Here is a 16,548-nt window from a genome sequence, read left to right as displayed (position 1 = left end):
AATCCTTAGAGAAAGATTTATTGAGTTTGAAGCACTCTATTAGATACTATGTTTAGAACCTAATAGAGTGCTAGATATAAGCCCAAACACAAGCAGTGCATTTGGGCGACATTTTGTGTAGATTCTAGCTTTATAGATTCTAGCTTGGGGTTATTTAATCTCAACCTTAGCGCCAGCTTCTTCAAGTTTCTTTTTGAAAGCAGCCGCATCGTCTTTATTGACGCCTTCTTTAAGAGTATGAGGGGTTTTTTCTGTTGCATCTTTTGCTTCTTTAAGCCCAAGACCTGTGATTTCACGAACAGCTTTAATGACATTGATTTTATTTGCACCAGCATCGACCAAGATTACATTAAAATCTGTTTTTTCTTCTGCTGCACCCGCTCCGGCTCCAGCACCTGCTGCTCCTGCTACAACAGTAGGAGCTGCGCTTACACCAAATTTTTCTTCAAAAGCCTTAACAAGCTCTGATAACTCAAGGACTGAAAGTCCGCCAATGTATTCTAAAACTTCTTCTTTACTAATTGCCATAGTAACTCCTTATGTAACTTTGTAATGTTTAATTTTGTTCTTTTTGTTTTCTTAGATTGTCTAGCCCAGTAACAAAATATCGAGCTGGAGCAGTCCAAACTGACAAAAGCATACCAATAAGCTCTTCTTTGCTTGGAAGTTTAGAAATTGAGATAATGTGTTGCTTATCTACTTTTTCATTATCAAAACTTCCGACTTTGATTGCAAAAGTGTTTTCATTTGTTTCTGCAAATTTCACAACAACTTTAGAGAGAGCAATTTGATCGCTACCCCAAATAAAGATATTTGTATCTTGAATATCTAAATCTGGATAATGAGATTCTTTGAGAGCGATACGAGCTAGAGTGTTTTTGATTACTTGCACTTTTGCATCGAATTTTCTCGCTGAATTCCGCAACTCCTCAAGTTTTTTTACATTTGTGCCTTTATAATCACAAACGATCAAAGTTTGTGTGGCTTTGAATTCTTGAGTGAGATACTCAATAGTCTGCTGTTTCTGAATCTTGGTCATTTTTCCTCCTTTCAGACTCGACTTATACAAGGTAAGATTTTAAGCATTACGCCCTTGTAGTCATTAGTCTAAGATAAATCTTATATCAAGATTATTTGACATCCATGAGAATCTGTGTATCCAATTTCACAGACGGAGACATTGTGAGTGAGAGTGCTCCACCCTTGATAAATTTACCTTTTGCAGTTGCAGGCTTTAGGCGATTGATTGTTTTTATAAGCTCAAGCATATTGTCTTTGATTTTATCTTCTGAAAAGCTTGCCTTACCGATAGGAGCATGGATATTTCCTTTTTTATCGACTCTAAAGTTGATTTGCCCACTCTTTGCGTTTGTTACAGCTTTGCTAATATCCATAGTAACCGTTCCTGTTTTTGGATTTGGCATAAGCCCTTTTGGTCCTAGGATTCTCCCTACTTTTCCTACAAGTGCCATCATATCAGGCGTTGCGATAATCATATCAAAGTTGATATTGCCATTTTTGATTTCTTCTGCTAAATCCTCATCACCTACAATATCCGCACCAGCTGCCTTTGCTTCATCGGCTTTTACACCTTTGGCAAAAACCGCTACACGCACCTTTTTTCCTGTACCATGTGGAAGTACGACTGCACCTCGTATCATTTGATCAGCATGTCGTGGATCAACGCCAAGTTTTAATGCTAATTCAACGGTTTCATCAAATTTAGCTGAAGCCAAAGACTTCACCGTGCTTATACCAGATTCTACATCATAAAATTTTGTATCATCGATTTTTGTTAATAGATTTTGGACTCTTTTAGCAACTTTATTTCTCATACCTTATCCCTTTTCCCTTTCCCTTGTTTATCAATCTATAATTTCAATACCCATACTTCGAGCACTACCCGCAACAATTTTTTTTGCTGCTTCAATATCATTTGCGTTAAGATCTTCCATTTTTGTTGTCGCTATTTCTTCGACTTGTTTTGAAGAAAGCTTCCCTATTTTGTTTTTTAAGGGATTATCAGAACCTTTTGCAATGCCTGCTGATTTTTTAATGAGATCTGTTACAGGTGGTTTTTTGGTGATAAATGTAAAGCTTTTGTCTTGATACACGGTGATGATGACAGGAATATTAAAATTACCCATATCTTTTGTTTTTTCATTAAATGCTTTACAAAATTCCATAATGTTAATCCCTCTTTGTCCTAATGCTGGACCCACAGGAGGAGATGGATTTGCTTTTCCTGCTGGAATCTGAAGTTTAAGTTCCCCAACTATTTTTTTTGCCATAATTTTACCTCTCTACTAAAATTAAATTATTTTTTCCACTTGTGAATATAGTATTTCTATCGGTGTATTTCTACCAAAGATGGAAACGTTTAATTTGAGCTTTTTATGCTCGATATCGTAGCCTTCTACCGTAGCTGTAAAGTTTGCAAAAGGACCATCGTTGATTCTCACAACTTCACCTTGTTCGAATGAAACTTTTGGTTTTGGTGCTGCACGATTTTTGACTTTTTCAAGAATATGCGCAATATCGGCTTCATTTAATGGTGTTGGTTTTTTGCTCTCCCCGATAAAACCACTAACTTTTGGAAGTGATTGAATCGTATGCCAAAGCGAAGTATCAAGATCGACATTGATAAACACATATCCAGGATACAGACTTCGCTCCATCATCTTTTTTTTACCATTTTTGACTTCATAGACATCTTCGGTTGGAACGATAATCTCTTTGACTCTATCTTGAATTTGGTATTCTTTTACGATATTTTCTATTGCTTTTTTGACAGATTGTTCGCTTCCAGAATATGTTTGTATAGCATACCAACTTAACGACATACAAAACTCCTAACTAAACTTTAAAATACTAGATACAGAAGCAGACAAAATAAGATCAACTAACCCTAAAAATAAAGCAATAACAAAAACAACGACAACAACAGAAATAAGAGCATTGCGGATTTGTTCTCTCGTAGGAAAGACAACTTTAATCAACTCTTCTTTAGCGACTCTATAATAATTCAATAGTTTTTTCATTACTTTATTTGCCTTTTAACTTATGTGGCAGGTCAGGAGGGACTCGAACCCCCAACAATCGGTTTTGGAGACCGACGCTCTACCATTGGAGCTACTGACCTACAAGCTAGATAGAGAATCTATCTAGCTTTTGAGTTTAACTTCCTTATGGATTGTATGCTTATTCAATCTAGGACAAAACTTCTTGAGCTCCAGTTTTTCTGTCTTTGTTTTAGCATTTTTTGTAGTGCTATAATTAATATCACCAGATTCTGAACATTTAAGACCAATTTTAATTACATTGCCTTTAGCCATAATCAATGCCTTTATTCAATAATTTTTGTTACAACACCTGCACCAACGGTTCTACCGCCTTCTCGTATCGCAAATTTTGTTCCAAGCTCAAGCGCAATTGGATTGATAAGCTCAACTGTGATTTTTACATTATCACCGGGCATAACCATTTCTACGCCTTCTGGCAATTTGATAGAGCCTGTAACATCTGTTGTGCGCACATAGAATTGTGGGCGATAGCCATCAAAGAATGGAGTGTGTCTTCCACCTTCCTCTTTTGAAAGCACATAGATTTCGCCTTCAAATTTTTTGTGTGGAGTGATTGAGCCGGGTTTGCAAAGCACCATACCGCGTTCAACTTCTTCTTTTTTTGTTCCGCGCAATAAGATTCCGACATTATCACCCGCTTCACCTTTATCAAGCTCTTTTCTAAACATTTCAACGCCTGTAACGGTTGTTTTTTGTGTATCGCGGATTCCTACGATTTCTACTTCATCACCGACTTTTACAACACCACGTTCAATTCTTCCTGTTACAACAGTTCCGCGACCAGCGATTGAAAATACATCTTCTACTGGCATAAGGAAAGTTTTTTCAGTATCTCTTTCAGGAGTTGGAATATATTTATCAACTTCTTCCATGAGCTTAAGAACTTTTTCGCCCCATTCACCTACATTGCCAGCTTTTGCTTCTTCTAATGCCTTAAGAGCTGATCCAGCTACGATTGGTGTAGTATCTCCCGGGAATTCATACGCACTAAGCAATTCGCGCACTTCCATTTCAACCAAATCAAGCAATTCTTGATCATCAACCATATCTTGTTTGTTTAAGAAAACAACAATATATGGAACACCAACTTGACGCGAAAGCAAAATATGCTCACGAGTTTGTGGCATAGGACCATCTGCAGCAGAAACGACTAAAATCGCACCATCCATTTGTGCCGCACCTGTAATCATATTTTTTACATAGTCAGCATGCCCTGGGCAATCCACATGTGCATAGTGGCGATTTTCTGTTTCGTATTCGATGTGAGAAGTCGCGATTGTAATACCTCTTTCTCGTTCTTCAGGGGCATTATCAATTTTGTCGTAATCTTTTAATTCTGCGAGACCTTTTGTAGCAAGAACAGCAGATATTGCAGCACTGAGAGTTGTTTTACCATGATCGACATGCCCAATTGTTCCAATATTGACATGCGGTTTATTTTTGACAAATTTTTCCTTCGCCATAAGATTCTCCTCAAAAAAGTTTAAAGCCTGATATTCTAGCTTAATGTTCTTTAAAAAATATTAAAGCTAAAATCAAACTACAAATAAAAACTGGAGCCCATAAGCGGGATTGAACCGCCGACCTCTTCCTTACCAAGGAAGTGCTCTGCCACTGAGCTATATGGGCATAAAATTTTATATATTTAATGGTGATTTGGGCGTAACGATTATAAAATAAACGTTCAGCTCCCAGTATGATTATGGAGCGGGAAACGGGGCTCGAACCCGCGACCCTCAGCTTGGAAGGCTGATGCTCTAGCCAACTGAGCTATTCCCGCACAAACGCGCTTACCACAATAAATGGCTTTTTATCATGGTGGTGAGTCGTGGATTCGAACCACGGAAGACAAAGTCAGCAGATTTACAGTCTGCCCTCGTTGGCCACTTGAGTAACTCACCCAATCGCAAAAACTGGTCAAACACTGAATCAGAAATCTGTATTTAGGTTTGAATATTTATGGAGCTGGTTAAGGGACTTGAACCCCCGACCCTCTGCTTACAAGGCAGATGCTCTACCAACTGAGCTAAACCAGCGTTTTTTTTAGAATAAAAATCGCTATTCTATAATAATCAATATGTTTTTGTCAAGTGATAAATGTAGATTTTTGTTTGTATTTGATAAAATTTGCTAGAATCTTAATTTTTGAGAGCTTGACATTTTGTTTGAAGTTTTGGAGTTTTGATATTGAAAGATTTAAAAGAAAGTATTTTTTATCAGAGTGCGGAGAGTGCATTATTTTGCGATAAGGAGATTGATTTTGTTTTGACTTCGCGTTTTGGAGGAGAGAGTTTGCCTCCATATCATAGTCTCAATGTAAGTTATCATATAGGCGATGAAGCGACATATGTAAGTGCAAATCATCATAAAATTATGCAAAAATTTTTTCCGCACAAACAGCTTTTGTATCTCAATCAAATCCATTCTCATATTGTTTTAGATTCTGCTAAGGCATTACAAAATGCAAACACACAAAATCAGCAAAGCATACTTCTTGGCAATGCAGATGGAATAATTTGCAATGATGTGAAATATGTCGGGCTCGTGGTTGTCGCTGATTGTAATCCTATTTTACTCTATGCACCTAAATCTCGCATTTTTGCGCTTTTGCATGCAGGAAGAAAGGGTGTTTGTGAGAGGATTGTAACGCACGCTGTAACCAAAATTCATAATGATTATGGGGTTGAAGGCAGAGATATATTTGTTTTTATTGGTGCTTCGATTCGGAGTTGTTGCTATGAGGTTGGCAAAGATATGGCGTGCGATATTACAAGGCTTCATGGCGCACAATACATTCATTCAAAAAATAATCACACAATGCTTGATATGCTAGCTATGCTACAAGATGAGTGCCTAGATCTTGGGATAGTGCCTAATCATATTGAGATTTTGGAGTCTTGCTCATGTTGTGAAGAGGCATTGTTTTCGTATAGAAGAGAAGGGCAGACAGGACGATTTGGACTTTTTGCAAGTTTGAAATCTTAGCTTCAATCTTAACTTTATATGTTAGATTCTGGCTTGCGTGCCTCGACATATAAAGAACCTTTTGATCGGCATTCTAAGTCAAAGAGCAAACTTTTATCATTTCCTTGTAGATAAGATCTTTTTTGGATATGGCTAAAGCCAATACATTGCAATTCATATTCTAAGCGATCATAATCCCATACGCTTAAATGCAAATATTCTTGTGTGAGATTTCGTATAACTTCAGCAGCGCGATAGGCTTCTTTGGTGTTTTTGAGCTCGCAGTAAGTTTGGATATGTTGTTGCAAATCAGGCACACTAATACGCAAGATTCCATTTGGTTTGAGGATTCTTAAGCATTCTTGAAGGAGTTTATGTGCGTCATCGATATAAAAATGTTCGAGCACATGCTCGGTAAAAATACCATCAAACGCATTGTTTTGGCATTTAAATGGGAATCACATATCAAGTTGCCATTGTGGTTTTTTGGTGGGATATTTTTTGTAAGGTTTAAGATGTGAGAAAAAATCAGCATTTATAATATTGCTATTGCCCCCCCCCCAATTGCGTTTTATGGCTTTCTATAAAGTTTAATCCACAACCAAGATTAAGGTAATTTTTGCGATAAAATTCATACCCTTTAGAGAATTTTAATGTGCAATTAGGCTCTTTTTACCTTCTTTATAGGCTTTAAATCGTGCTGCATTTATTTGTTTAATCTCACCTCTTTGCGTTTGATTTTCTTTTCTCTGCTTTGTGCGTTAGCTTGAAGCTGGGCATGGCTATTTTTTATCTCAAGTGGCCAGTCTGCTCCTTGCTCTTGCACATTCCACTCTGGGTGTTCGCTTTCCACGCTTAAATAATCTTCCACGCAACACTGCTCTATAAATTTATAAGAAATAGACACATTTTTGACTTTTTTCAAGCCAAATAATCCTTTGACTTCTTTTTCAAAATTCTCTTGGTAAATCATATAAAATTCTATTTCTTTACTCTGTAAAATCGTGTGATAGAGAAAATACCACACGCCAAAACTTCTAATGCTTGGTCGCCCTTTTACTCCGCCGTCTCTATAAATTTCTAAAGTGCTTTTGATTCCCCCTGTTGCCCCACTTCCACCGATTTTAAATGCCGTTTTGACTTGTTCTATTTTCATTTCACTCCTTTATAATTTCTCACACGCCACTATCCATTCTTCATTCATCGTGCTAGATAGAATTCCAGCTTTATTTGTGGGGGAGTTTTTAAGTGGCATAGCCTTGTTAGAAATCTTGCGTCTTATGGTAGTCAAATGCTTAAAGCCATTGTTGCTGAAAATTTCGGCGATAAACTTATCGGTTGGAAGTTGTATTTTTTTAACCTGACGATTACCCACTACAAAAAAGACTTTAGCACCGATATTCAAAACATTTATCAACTTTAAAATACTTTGTTCCAAATCTGCATAAAAGCTTGAAACTTCTAAAGCTCTTTTGCTATCAATTTTAGCAATTTCTTGTATATATTCCTGCATTACTCCCTTATTATAAAGCTCTTTTGATTTTTTACCACCTAAAAGCTGTGAGTCAAGTTTTCTTGCATTTTTAACTCCCATATATTCATTGATAAAAGTGCTAAATTGTCCATAAGCTACTGTTGTCTTAGAATCACCATAGGGCGGACTAGTAAGAATAGTGTCAAATTTTTCAGTGGCATTTGTAAAACTTGAGTTTGTAATATTATGCGCAATATTTTTTATTTTATGTTGATAAAAAGATAAATAATCATCAATAAGAGAATCTAACTTTTCCTTAAAGATTTTATGTGTGTTTGGCTTGTAGTTTTCATAATCTTTCATTCTAAAAAGTTTAAATTCATTGTTTCTTGTATAGCTTACTTCTCTTAAGGTTTTACTAAATGCAAGTAAAAATAAGTTTTTTATATTCTGTTCTTTAATGTTGTTTAAATGATGAAAAATAAGGGCTAAATCCACCTGTGCTTGTTTCTCTATCCAAAAATCAATATTTGTAATATTAGCTTTCTTAACTTCTATAATTTTTACCATATTTTCAAGTAACTTAGCCTTTTCTCTTAAGAGACTCTCTCTTTCTATATAGTTAAGTTTAGCTTTTGATATAAGGATTGCTAAAGGATTTAAATCAAAGCCCACAAAATGCTTTATACCATACTCTAAACCACTTATAAAACTACTGCCACTTCCACAATATGGGTCTAAAAGAGCTGTTTTCTTTGCCTTAAACTCTTTTAATAATTCATAGCCAATTTGTGGGAGCATAGTCGCTGGATATTTGTGTAAATTAGGATACATTGACGCATAGCTTTGCCCTAAAAAATCATATTTTGGATTATATATAGTTTGTATGGATTCTTGTATTGCTAGGGTCATAATTGCTCCTCTATATAATCAAGCATATAGCTTAAAGGTTTAATAAAATCCCCTGTTTGTATATTTTTCCCTATAAAAGCACAATCAAAAAATTTAAACATACCCCTATGTTGCGGATTATTGATTTCATTATAAAAATTAACGGTAGCAAAACATACTAAAGGTTGAATAGGTGGGTTATAGACGATGTTGTATTTTTCCTTAATGCTAGATTCTGTATTGGCAATTTCCATTAGAAGCTTCCATTTGTATGTTTGACCAGCCCTTTCTCTTAGAGAAGTTTTAAGAGATAAGATAAGGCAACTTGCTAAATTTTGTTTAGAATCTAGTCGATAAATTACTAAATCTACATCTGGTTTTTGCGTTTCTTCGCCCACTTTTATATAAAACAAGTCTTTAAAATGTGGGATTTGTGATATTTTATTGGTGATAAAAATATCTTTATCAATATTTTTGCTTTCTTTATTTTTTAAAAATACCCAAATAATAAGGTTTGAAAAAGCACTTCCTGCTATGCTCTTTCTTGCTTGACTTATATCTTTAATCTCATTTCTATCAACTCGTTCTTTCAGCAATCTTTCAACTGCTTCTTTAGAATTTAGCAAATATCCATAGAGATTGTTAAAAACTTCCTGTAAATTAAGCTTATTATTTTTTAAATCTTTTATTATAGATTCAAGCATAGGCTGCATATAGTATTTGTTTTCTATCTCTCGCAATGTTTTTATTTCAATTTTATTTAACATTTTCACTCCTTTATAATCAAAAGTTCGTGGCTTTGCTTTGTGTTATCTGTATCGCCACGCATAACACGATTTTTACCTATTCTTGTTTCACCTTGTCCCATTGTATATTGCCATTTTGGCTCTAAGATTTTAAAATCCTTATAAGCTTCTCGCACAAACTCGCAATCATTGTAGCTTAAGATAAATTTGCCCTTATGATTTTTAAGACAAATTGCTAAAAGCTCGTGATTAAAGTTGTTGTGATGAATAGGGAAATTTCGCATAGGATAGATTCCTTTAAACATTTTAGAATCTCCCTCTAAAAAATATGGCGGGTCGCAATAGAAAAAATCATTAGGATATTTTTTAAACACTGCTTCAAAACTCGCCATTTCTACTTTGAGATTGCGCGTTTTAAAATCTCTAATTTTCTCTAAAGCTTTCAAATAGCGATTTTTATCTTCATAGATTTTACTCATCCAGCCTAAAAATCCGGGTCCATAGCTTAGATTAAAATTAAAATAATAATCCCTTGCAAGCGTGAGAGAATCTAGCTCTATTTTGGGCTTATTGTTAGGGTTTTTATGCCTTTCATTCCAAAACAAACTTAACTCGTTTTTGATTATTGTGTAATTTTCTTTTGTGGGTTCTAGCTTTAAAAGCTCATTATAAAGTGCGTTAGAATCCTTGCATAAAACTTGCCAAAAATTCACTAAAATATCAAATATATCAAAAGCTAAAACTTCAATATCAAGCTCTAAAGCTACTGCTACTTCCACACTTCCACCGCCGATAAATGGGCTAATAAGTCTTTTTGTATCACTAGGAATTTGCTCTAAAATTAATCCCACCGCCAAAGATTTACCCCCACCATAACGCAGGGGGCTTTTTGTGTAGCGTTTATAAACAAGATTTTTGCCTTTGAGATGATGCAAAAAAGTTTCTTTTTTCACCGTGTTGAATAATCCTTATCAAATTTATAAATGTAAAAGTTTAGCATTTTAATTTAATTTGACTTCTTTGTTTTGTAGTTTAAAATTTGCAAGAAAAATTAAAAATAAGTTTAATTGTGCTAAATTTTTAACTTATGAAATTTCAAGGAAGAAATAATGCACGGTAAAATAGTGATTTATATGGACTCCACAGATAGAGGGACGGTTACAAATTCGGCGAAGCTTTTTTTTGAATTTAACCGCCAGTCGTGGAGCGACAAAAGAAGTATGCCTAGTGTGGGTATGCTTGTAGAATTTCGTGCCGAGGGTAAGACAATCACAAGCGTTCGTCCCTCGCGTTATCAAGAATTTAAAGAGGGAGATTTCATCACCGAAAATGACTTTTGGCGGACGGAGAATGATGAAGCGTTAGAGGACTTACAAAGTTCAATGCGTTGTAAAAAAGTTCTTCCATACAAACTTATACATTCAAATTTAATGAGTGATGAGAGTGTCCATTTGTAGCTTTGTTTCATGTTATATCCTTAAATATTGTATTTATACTTGCCTTTATTCAAAGTAGCTAAAGATATCATAGCCGCCATCTTTGAGATACTTATCCTTTTGCATGAGCTTAAGATCGCTTGCTACCATATCTTTAATGAGCGCATCTAAGTCATATTCTGGAATCCAGCCAAGCTTCTGTCGCGCTTTTGACGCATCGCCAATGAGCAGATCCACTTCAGTGGGGCGGAAGTAGCGCGGATCCACAGCGACTATTTCGCGCCCAGAATCTAGCCTAAACTCCCCATGGCAAGCCTTCACAAAGCCCTTTTCGCTTGCGCCTTCCCCGCGGAATTCTAGCTCAATGCCAAGCTCACCAAAGGCTTTGCGCACAAACTCGCGCACTTCTGTGGTCACACCTGTGGCTATCACCCAATCTTCCGCCTCTTTTGCCTGCAAGATAAGCCACATCATACGTACATAGTCTTTTGCATGCCCCCAGTCACGCTTAGCACTCAAATTCCCAAGATAGAGCTTATCCTGCAGCCCAAGCGCGATTTTAGCCGCGGCGCGCGTGATTTTGCGCGTGACAAATGTTTCGCCGCGTATGGGGCTTTCGTGATTGAATAAGATTCCATTGCTTGCAAAAATACCATACGCTTCGCGGTAATTTATCGTGATCCAATACGCATAAAGCTTCGCGCAAGCATAAGGGCTACGGGGGTAAAAGGGTGTTTTCTCACTTTGGGGGATTTCTTGCACTAGCCCATAAAGCTCGCTTGTGGAGGCTTGATAGATCTTTGTTTTTTGTGTGAGATTTAACAGGCGTACAGCCTCTAGGATTCTAAGCGTCCCTATGCCATCGGCGTTTGCAGTGTATTCTGGCGTCTCAAAGCTCACGGCCACATGGCTCATTGCCGCGAGATTATAGATCTCATCAGGCTTTGTGTCAGCGATGATTCGCGTAAGATTGAGTGAATCTGTGAGATCGCCATAATGCAGGAAAAAATTACGATTTGAGACATGCGGATCTTGGTAGAGATGATCGATCCTGTCAGTATTAAAGAGCGAGCTGCGGCGCTTTATACCATGCACCTCATAGCCTTTTTTGAGCAAAAACTCCGCTAAATACGCGCCATCTTGCCCTGTGATGCCAGTGATAAGTGCTGTTTTTTTTGCTTCTTTCATTTTTTACTCTTTCGTTATGGTTTTGTTGTTGTATTTTTCTCGCCTCAATTTGCCATTTTGGATTTTAATCACTTTATGAGATTTCCAAGCGTGTAAGCGTATATAAATTTTGTGATTATAGCAAATTTATTTGTTTTTTCTAACCCAATTTTAAACTCAATCATTTTATAATACCGCGCCTGAATAATTCGTGTTTCTTTATTGGTGAGTCCGTTGTATAAAAAGTATTTTAGGTTTGGGTAGTGGTTTTTGTGTGTCGGTATTTCCGTTTGTAGCGTAAAAGTGAGGATCTGCCGCCTAATAAAATCCTCCTAACCTTGTTTGTGGCTTATTGGGCTACTTTATCAAAGTAACGATTATTTGGGTAATTTATTAAAGAATGGGTTTTATACATGGCGCAAAAAATGTTGCAAAAAATTTTGATTGTTGGAAATGGCGGAAGGGAATATTCGATTGGATTGCGACTCAAAAAAGACGCGCAAAAAAATAGATCAAAAGATAATGAAAATCTCACACTTTTTTTCGCTCCGGGCAATGCAGGGACAAAGCATTTGGGCATTAATGTCGCTCTTTCTAAGAATCAAGATTTAGTTGCGTTTTGCCAAAAAGAGCAGATAGATTTTGTGATTATTGGTCCTGAAGCACCTTTGGTAGAGGGGCTTTCTGATGAGTTAAGAGAACAAGGATTTTGTGTTTTTGGTCCGAGTCAAAAAGCCGCGCAACTTGAGGGTTCAAAAGCATTTATGAAGGATTTTGTATCAAGGCATAATATACCAACAGCGCGGTATATCCAAACAAGCGACAAAGCAAAAGCCATAGATTTTGCCTTGTCTTTACCTCTTCCTGTGGTGATTAAAGCAAGTGGGCTTTGCGCGGGAAAGGGCGTAATCATCGCACAAACCTATGATGAAGTAAAGCAAACAATTTGCGATATGTTAAGCGGTGAGAGCTTTGGAGATTCTGGAAAATGTGTGGTTATTGAGGAATTTTTGAGCGGATATGAATTATCTGTGTTTGGGATTTGTGATGGCAAGGATTTTGTGCTATTGCCCCCTTGTCAAGATCATAAGCAGCTTTATAATAACGATAAAGGTCCAAACACCGGCGGTATGGGAGCTTATGCGCCAACTCCATTATGTGATGAGGCATTGCTTCAAGACATTGCGGATTTGATTTTTGAGCCGACTTTGCGGGGTATGGCACAAGAGGGGAATCCTTTTTGTGGCGTGCTATTTGCAGGGATTATGGTCGTCCAAGAAAACAACCAAAAAAAGCCATATTTATTAGAATTTAATGTGCGATTTGGCGATCCAGAATGCGAAGTGTTAATGCCATTGCTTCAGACGCCCTTACTTGAGATCTGCAAAGCCGTAGAATCTCAAACAATCAAACAATTACCGATACAATTTGCCAAAGAGTATTGTGTAGGGGTTGTTTTGGCAAGTCATAATTATCCTTTTGGGCATTCTACGCCATATCCTATCACGATACAATCCTATGATGAGAATCTAGGCGAGGTTGTGTTTGGCGGAGTGAGCGAAGATAAGCAGGGGAGATTGCTTGCAAGTGGTGGGCGAGTTATGCTTGCTGTCGGATATGCTAAGAGTTTGCCTCAAGCAAGAGAGAATGCGTATAAAATCCTAGAGGCAATAGAGTTTGAAGGCAGAATCTATCGCGATGATATTGCAAATAAGGCATTATAATGCAGTTTAATGATGACAAAATCCAAGAGATTCTCGATCGAGAAGATATTTTTTTAGCCCCTCTTGATAAGCGGTTTTTTGCTTTTTTGATTGATGCTTTTTTGATTGATTTTTTAATTGTATTTGTGCTCTTTGATGAATACAGAGTGGCTTTTGATACAAATAATATCGAGTCTGTCATACAGGTTTTGCAGCCTATGGTGATTCAGATTCTATGTATCAATGTAGTGTATCATACGATTTTTGTGGCTTTGTATGGCGCGAGTCTTGGCAAAATGATATGCAAAATCCAAGTTATTCGACTTGATACGCTTGATATGCCAAATTTTGCGATAAGCTTTTTGCGAGCTTTATTGCGACAATTTTCTTTAATATTATATTGTATTCCATTTCTTTTTGCCTTTGGTGATGTGTTTAGGCGCACGCTTTATGATAGGGCTTGTAAGACAATCGTAATATGTAGAAAAAAATAGGTTTTTTAAAGTAGATGTTAAAAATATGGCTTGGGATAGTATTAGGTATTGTTTGTATCGCAAATGCCGCAACAAGTGGCATCACGCAATACAATAAAGATAATCAAAAAATATTTGAGATTCTAGCAGATGCACTCCAAAGCGAAGATAATGTAGTCCATGCTATTGGGAATGCTATTTTAGTTAATCTTGATTTATATACGCTTGCTGATAGGATTGATTATGATATGACGACAAAAAGCGTCCAAGCAAGCGGTGATGTCAGAATCTATCGCGAGGGCAATTTATTGCTAAGGACCAAAAAAGCAAGCTTTAATCTTAATGATCAATATGGCTTAATCGAGCCTTTATATCTGCAAGATACGCAAACCGGAATCTGGATTAACTCCAAAAATGGTATGAGTAAAAAAAATGAATATGTCTTCAAGCAAGCGGTTGTCTCTGGCTGTGCTATCCAAAATCCAATATGGAGGATTAGTGCTTCTTCGGGTAAATATTCTGATGATACCAAAGTGGCTTCTTTGTGGAATCCACGCGTTTATATAGGTGATGTTCCGATTTTTTATTTTCCATATTTTAGATTCTCGACAGATATGTCAAGAAAAAGCGGTCTGCTTATGCCTTCTTTTGCTACCTCAAGCACAGAAGGATTTGTATATGCGCAGCCTTATTTTTGGGCGATAAAAAGCTTTTTGGACACTACGATTACGCCACAAGTAAGGACAGAGAGAGGAGCGGGAGGACAGATTGAGATTAGGGCTGTGGATTCTCATAATGATCGGACTTTTCTTGATTTTGGGTATTTGTATAATGGCGATAATTATATGCAACAATTTAATGTCAGAAATCGGCATGTGTATGGGTTTAGATTCTATCATTTGGGGCGAGCGCCACTTCAAAAATACTTCAAACTCAAAAGCGAGCTTGATAATGGAATCTATCTTAATTTCTTGTATATGAATGACTTGGATTACTATCGTATCAAAAGCATTTATCGCAGGGTGTATGATCCGACTTATACTTCAAAATTTAATATCTATCTCCAAACCCAAAAGCATTATTTTGGGCTAAATATGAGGTATTTTTTGAATCTCGCACAAATCACTAATGACAATACTTTGCAATCCTTGCCAAATCTCCAATACCACAAATATTTAGATTCTCTGTTTTTTAAGGGATTGTTGTATTCGGTTGATTATCAGTTCAAAAACACAATGCGTAGAGTTGGCTATGGGTATATTGAAAATGGCATTCGCGTTCCTGTGGGGATTCAGCTTTCGCTTTTGAAAAAATTTATCTCTATTGGCGTATGGTCAGAATTTTATGGTGAAAATCTCCTTATAACAAGCGCGAGCAATAGCTATGTGCCGACTTTGCAGGAGGGCAAAAATCTTGGCGCGCTCACAAATGGCAATATTTTTTCAGCAAATTATTCCGTGTCTTTAAATAGTGATATAGCCAGAGCCTATAATCGCTTTTTTCATTCTATCCAGTTTGAAGCTTTATTTAATGGACCTTATCTCTCGTATTCAAATGGACTTCTTGATCGCAATATTGGGATTTTGTCAGCACAAACAAAACAAAATAGCCTCATGTCTCAAAACAGATACCAAATCATCGATCCAAATGGCAATATGGTATTTTATGATGATATTTGGGATCCATCAGGGATTAGCGCGTATTCGATTGTTAATCAGACACTCGATCTCAAGCTCACGCAATATTTTTTGACAAATACCGGAAAAGAGATTTTGTATTGGCGTTTGTTTCAGCGACTTAATTTTGATGAGCTTCAAAGTGAAGCAAATAGAACTAATGGCATAATTGATCCAAAAAATATCGCCAAACGACCGCTAGAGAGTAAGTTTGGATTCTCGCCTATTCAAGGGCTTAATGTTTCATTTAGCCTTTTTTATTCGTTTTATTTGCAGCGAATGTCTGAAATAGCAAGCACGATAAGCTTTACAAGAAATTCGTTTCAATCAAGTTTGACTTATTATTACAAAGACAAACAAGCCTATGATGCACTCTCAAATATCCTCGTTACCCAAATAGGCGCGCATTATATGCGAGCAAGCTTGGCGTATGATTTAAAAATCTTTTCTTTTCGCGCATCAACAGGCTATGATGTCGAAAAAAACCTTCTTTTAGATTGGAATATCGGCATATATAAAAGTGTCCGATGTTTTGGCATTGGGCTAAGCTTTGTCAATCAGCGGCGACCTATTTTGACAAGCGATGTGGAGAATCCATACTATGTGCAGCAAAATTATTATGTGCGTTTGACATTTAATTTTGTTCCATTGACAAGTTTTGGACTTACAACGAGATTTAATAGATGAGAGGGTATAATGTGGGTTTTCTAGATTCCAGAATCTAGATTTCCATGAGAGCTAAATCCTCTCTTTTTAGCATATTTCAGGGAGTTTGAAATTTTTAGCCTGCGATGAACTTCAATGTTACACTTTTTTGTGTTTTTGCTTGTCTAAAAATTTCTACACAACCCTAAAATCCGCCTAAAAATAGAGGATTTCTTGTGCTATTGTGTTTGCATAGATTCTAGTAGAATCTATCGTTTTTGTCGTCATTG

16 protein-coding genes, 5 tRNA genes and 3 pseudogenes are annotated in these 16,548 nt (G+C 36.6%); 5 read left to right on the top strand and 19 right to left on the bottom strand.

Annotated features, from left to right (window positions below):
• Positions 1-150: 150 nt before the first annotated feature.
• From rplL to DY109_RS01300, 13 genes are all read right to left on the bottom strand, one after another.
• Positions 151-528: a 50S ribosomal protein L7/L12 gene (gene rplL, locus DY109_RS01360; protein WP_023946728.1), complete on the bottom strand. Its 378-nt coding sequence runs from the start codon at positions 526-528 to the stop codon at positions 151-153.
• A 28-nt stretch (positions 529-556) separates the two neighbouring features.
• Positions 557-1,039 carry a 50S ribosomal protein L10 gene (gene rplJ, locus DY109_RS01355; protein ID WP_023946726.1) on the bottom strand — a complete coding sequence of 161 codons (483 nt, stop codon included), beginning with the start codon at positions 1,037-1,039 and terminating at the stop codon, positions 557-559.
• A gap of 91 nt (positions 1,040-1,130) precedes the next feature.
• On the bottom strand, positions 1,131-1,835 hold the full coding sequence (gene rplA / locus DY109_RS01350) for a 50S ribosomal protein L1 (RefSeq protein ID WP_023946724.1): 705 nt from the start codon (positions 1,833-1,835) through the stop codon (positions 1,131-1,133).
• 30 nt (positions 1,836-1,865) lie between these two features.
• Positions 1,866-2,291, bottom strand: coding sequence for a 50S ribosomal protein L11 (gene rplK, locus DY109_RS01345; RefSeq protein WP_023946722.1), 426 nt, complete (start codon positions 2,289-2,291; stop codon positions 1,866-1,868).
• A 21-nt stretch (positions 2,292-2,312) separates the two neighbouring features.
• Entirely contained in the window at positions 2,313-2,843 is a 531-nt protein-coding gene (gene nusG, locus DY109_RS01340) for a transcription termination/antitermination protein NusG (protein ID WP_023946720.1), read from the bottom strand.
• Between the two features lie 9 nt (positions 2,844-2,852).
• On the bottom strand, positions 2,853-3,041 hold the full coding sequence (gene secE, locus DY109_RS01335) for a preprotein translocase subunit SecE (RefSeq protein ID WP_023946718.1): 189 nt from the start codon (positions 3,039-3,041) through the stop codon (positions 2,853-2,855).
• Between the two features lie 25 nt (positions 3,042-3,066).
• Positions 3,067-3,142 (bottom strand) — tRNA-Trp (locus tag DY109_RS01330).
• Positions 3,143-3,164: 22 nt separating this feature from the next.
• Positions 3,165-3,335 (bottom strand): 50S ribosomal protein L33, encoded by a 171-nt coding sequence (rpmG, locus tag DY109_RS01325; RefSeq protein WP_023946716.1) that lies wholly within the window; start codon positions 3,333-3,335, stop codon positions 3,165-3,167.
• A gap of 11 nt (positions 3,336-3,346) precedes the next feature.
• Positions 3,347-4,546 carry an elongation factor Tu gene (gene tuf / locus DY109_RS01320; RefSeq protein ID WP_023946714.1) on the bottom strand — a complete coding sequence of 400 codons (1,200 nt, stop codon included), beginning with the start codon at positions 4,544-4,546 and terminating at the stop codon, positions 3,347-3,349.
• A gap of 91 nt (positions 4,547-4,637) precedes the next feature.
• A tRNA-Thr gene (locus DY109_RS01315) sits at positions 4,638-4,712 on the bottom strand.
• Between the two features lie 74 nt (positions 4,713-4,786).
• A tRNA-Gly gene (locus DY109_RS01310) sits at positions 4,787-4,863 on the bottom strand.
• Between the two features lie 36 nt (positions 4,864-4,899).
• Positions 4,900-4,984: transfer RNA gene (locus tag DY109_RS01305), tRNA-Tyr, on the bottom strand.
• A gap of 59 nt (positions 4,985-5,043) precedes the next feature.
• A tRNA-Thr gene (locus DY109_RS01300) sits at positions 5,044-5,119 on the bottom strand.
• Between the two features lie 151 nt (positions 5,120-5,270).
• Here DY109_RS01300 and DY109_RS01295 point away from each other — a divergent pair.
• Positions 5,271-6,068: a purine nucleoside phosphorylase YfiH/LACC1 family protein gene (locus DY109_RS01295; RefSeq protein ID WP_023946710.1), complete on the top strand. Its 798-nt coding sequence runs from the start codon at positions 5,271-5,273 to the stop codon at positions 6,066-6,068.
• Positions 6,069-6,082: 14 nt separating this feature from the next.
• On the opposite strand, the pseudogene DY109_RS01290 reads toward DY109_RS01295, so the two are convergent.
• The 5 genes and pseudogenes from DY109_RS01290 to DY109_RS01270 all read right to left on the bottom strand — a co-directional run.
• Positions 6,083-6,478, bottom strand: a pseudogene (locus DY109_RS01290) (class I SAM-dependent methyltransferase); the annotation flags it as partial.
• A gap of 275 nt (positions 6,479-6,753) precedes the next feature.
• Positions 6,754-7,173, bottom strand: a pseudogene (locus DY109_RS01285) (GIY-YIG nuclease family protein); the annotation flags it as partial.
• 39 nt (positions 7,174-7,212) lie between these two features.
• On the bottom strand, positions 7,213-8,433 hold the full coding sequence (locus DY109_RS01280; RefSeq protein WP_023946702.1) for a TRM11 family methyltransferase: 1,221 nt from the start codon (positions 8,431-8,433) through the stop codon (positions 7,213-7,215).
• Positions 8,430-9,179 (bottom strand): BsaWI family type II restriction enzyme, encoded by a 750-nt coding sequence (locus DY109_RS01275; protein ID WP_023946700.1) that lies wholly within the window; start codon positions 9,177-9,179, stop codon positions 8,430-8,432. The genes DY109_RS01280 and DY109_RS01275 overlap by 4 nt, the downstream gene beginning before the upstream one ends.
• Before the next feature lie 2 nt (positions 9,180-9,181).
• Positions 9,182-10,111 (bottom strand): DNA adenine methylase, encoded by a 930-nt coding sequence (locus DY109_RS01270; protein ID WP_023946698.1) that lies wholly within the window; start codon positions 10,109-10,111, stop codon positions 9,182-9,184.
• A 156-nt stretch (positions 10,112-10,267) separates the two neighbouring features.
• On the opposite strand from DY109_RS01270, the pseudogene DY109_RS01265 reads away from it, so the two are divergent.
• Positions 10,268-10,546, top strand: a pseudogene (locus DY109_RS01265) (hypothetical protein); the annotation flags it as partial.
• Between the two features lie 114 nt (positions 10,547-10,660).
• Here the strand turns inward: DY109_RS01265 and gmd are convergent.
• On the bottom strand, positions 10,661-11,782 hold the full coding sequence (gene gmd, locus DY109_RS01260) for a GDP-mannose 4,6-dehydratase (protein ID WP_023946695.1): 1,122 nt from the start codon (positions 11,780-11,782) through the stop codon (positions 10,661-10,663).
• Positions 11,783-12,186: 404 nt separating this feature from the next.
• Here gmd and purD point away from each other — a divergent pair, with 404 nt between their 5' ends.
• From purD to DY109_RS01245, 3 genes are read left to right on the top strand one after another with little or no spacing between them, the layout of a single operon-like run.
• A complete protein-coding gene (gene purD, locus DY109_RS01255; RefSeq protein ID WP_034549282.1) occupies positions 12,187-13,485 on the top strand; it encodes a phosphoribosylamine--glycine ligase in 1,299 nt (432 codons plus the stop codon).
• A complete protein-coding gene (locus tag DY109_RS01250) occupies positions 13,485-13,958 on the top strand; it encodes an RDD family protein (RefSeq protein WP_023946691.1) in 474 nt (157 codons plus the stop codon). The genes purD and DY109_RS01250 overlap by 1 nt, the downstream gene beginning before the upstream one ends.
• 14 nt (positions 13,959-13,972) lie before the next feature.
• A complete protein-coding gene (locus DY109_RS01245) occupies positions 13,973-16,300 on the top strand; it encodes an LPS-assembly protein LptD (RefSeq protein WP_023946689.1) in 2,328 nt (775 codons plus the stop codon).
• Positions 16,301-16,548: the final 248 nt, after the last annotated feature.

Source organism: Helicobacter fennelliae (genome assembly GCF_900451005.1).
In the GTDB taxonomy this organism is placed as follows: Bacteria; Campylobacterota; Campylobacteria; order Campylobacterales; family Helicobacteraceae; genus Helicobacter_B; species Helicobacter_B fennelliae.
The sequence above is the reverse complement of the archived record's forward strand: the minus strand, read 5'-3'. Positions and strand labels throughout refer to the sequence as shown.

Excerpts from the sequence above, each read along its gene's own strand:
- rplL (WP_023946728.1), bottom strand. The coding sequence starts at position 528 with ATGGCAATTAGTAAAGAAGAAGTTTTAGAATACATTGGCGGACTTTCA.
- rplJ (WP_023946726.1), bottom strand. The coding sequence starts at position 1,039 with ATGACCAAGATTCAGAAACAGCAGACTATTGAGTATCTCACTCAAGAA.
- rplA (WP_023946724.1), bottom strand. The coding sequence starts at position 1,835 with ATGAGAAATAAAGTTGCTAAAAGAGTCCAAAATCTATTAACAAAAATC.
- rplK (WP_023946722.1), bottom strand. The coding sequence starts at position 2,291 with ATGGCAAAAAAAATAGTTGGGGAACTTAAACTTCAGATTCCAGCAGGA.
- nusG (WP_023946720.1), bottom strand. The coding sequence starts at position 2,843 with ATGTCGTTAAGTTGGTATGCTATACAAACATATTCTGGAAGCGAACAA.
- secE (WP_023946718.1), bottom strand. The coding sequence starts at position 3,041 with ATGAAAAAACTATTGAATTATTATAGAGTCGCTAAAGAAGAGTTGATT.
- rpmG (WP_023946716.1), bottom strand. The coding sequence starts at position 3,335 with ATGGCTAAAGGCAATGTAATTAAAATTGGTCTTAAATGTTCAGAATCT.
- tuf (WP_023946714.1), bottom strand. The coding sequence starts at position 4,546 with ATGGCGAAGGAAAAATTTGTCAAAAATAAACCGCATGTCAATATTGGA.
- DY109_RS01280 (WP_023946702.1), bottom strand. The coding sequence starts at position 8,433 with ATGACCCTAGCAATACAAGAATCCATACAAACTATATATAATCCAAAA.
- DY109_RS01275 (WP_023946700.1), bottom strand. The coding sequence starts at position 9,179 with ATGTTAAATAAAATTGAAATAAAAACATTGCGAGAGATAGAAAACAAA.
- gmd (WP_023946695.1), bottom strand. The coding sequence starts at position 11,782 with ATGAAAGAAGCAAAAAAAACAGCACTTATCACTGGCATCACAGGGCAA.
- purD (WP_034549282.1), top strand. The coding sequence starts at position 12,187 with ATGTTGCAAAAAATTTTGATTGTTGGAAATGGCGGAAGGGAATATTCG.
- DY109_RS01250 (WP_023946691.1), top strand. The coding sequence starts at position 13,485 with ATGCAGTTTAATGATGACAAAATCCAAGAGATTCTCGATCGAGAAGAT.
- DY109_RS01245 (WP_023946689.1), top strand. The coding sequence starts at position 13,973 with ATGTTAAAAATATGGCTTGGGATAGTATTAGGTATTGTTTGTATCGCA.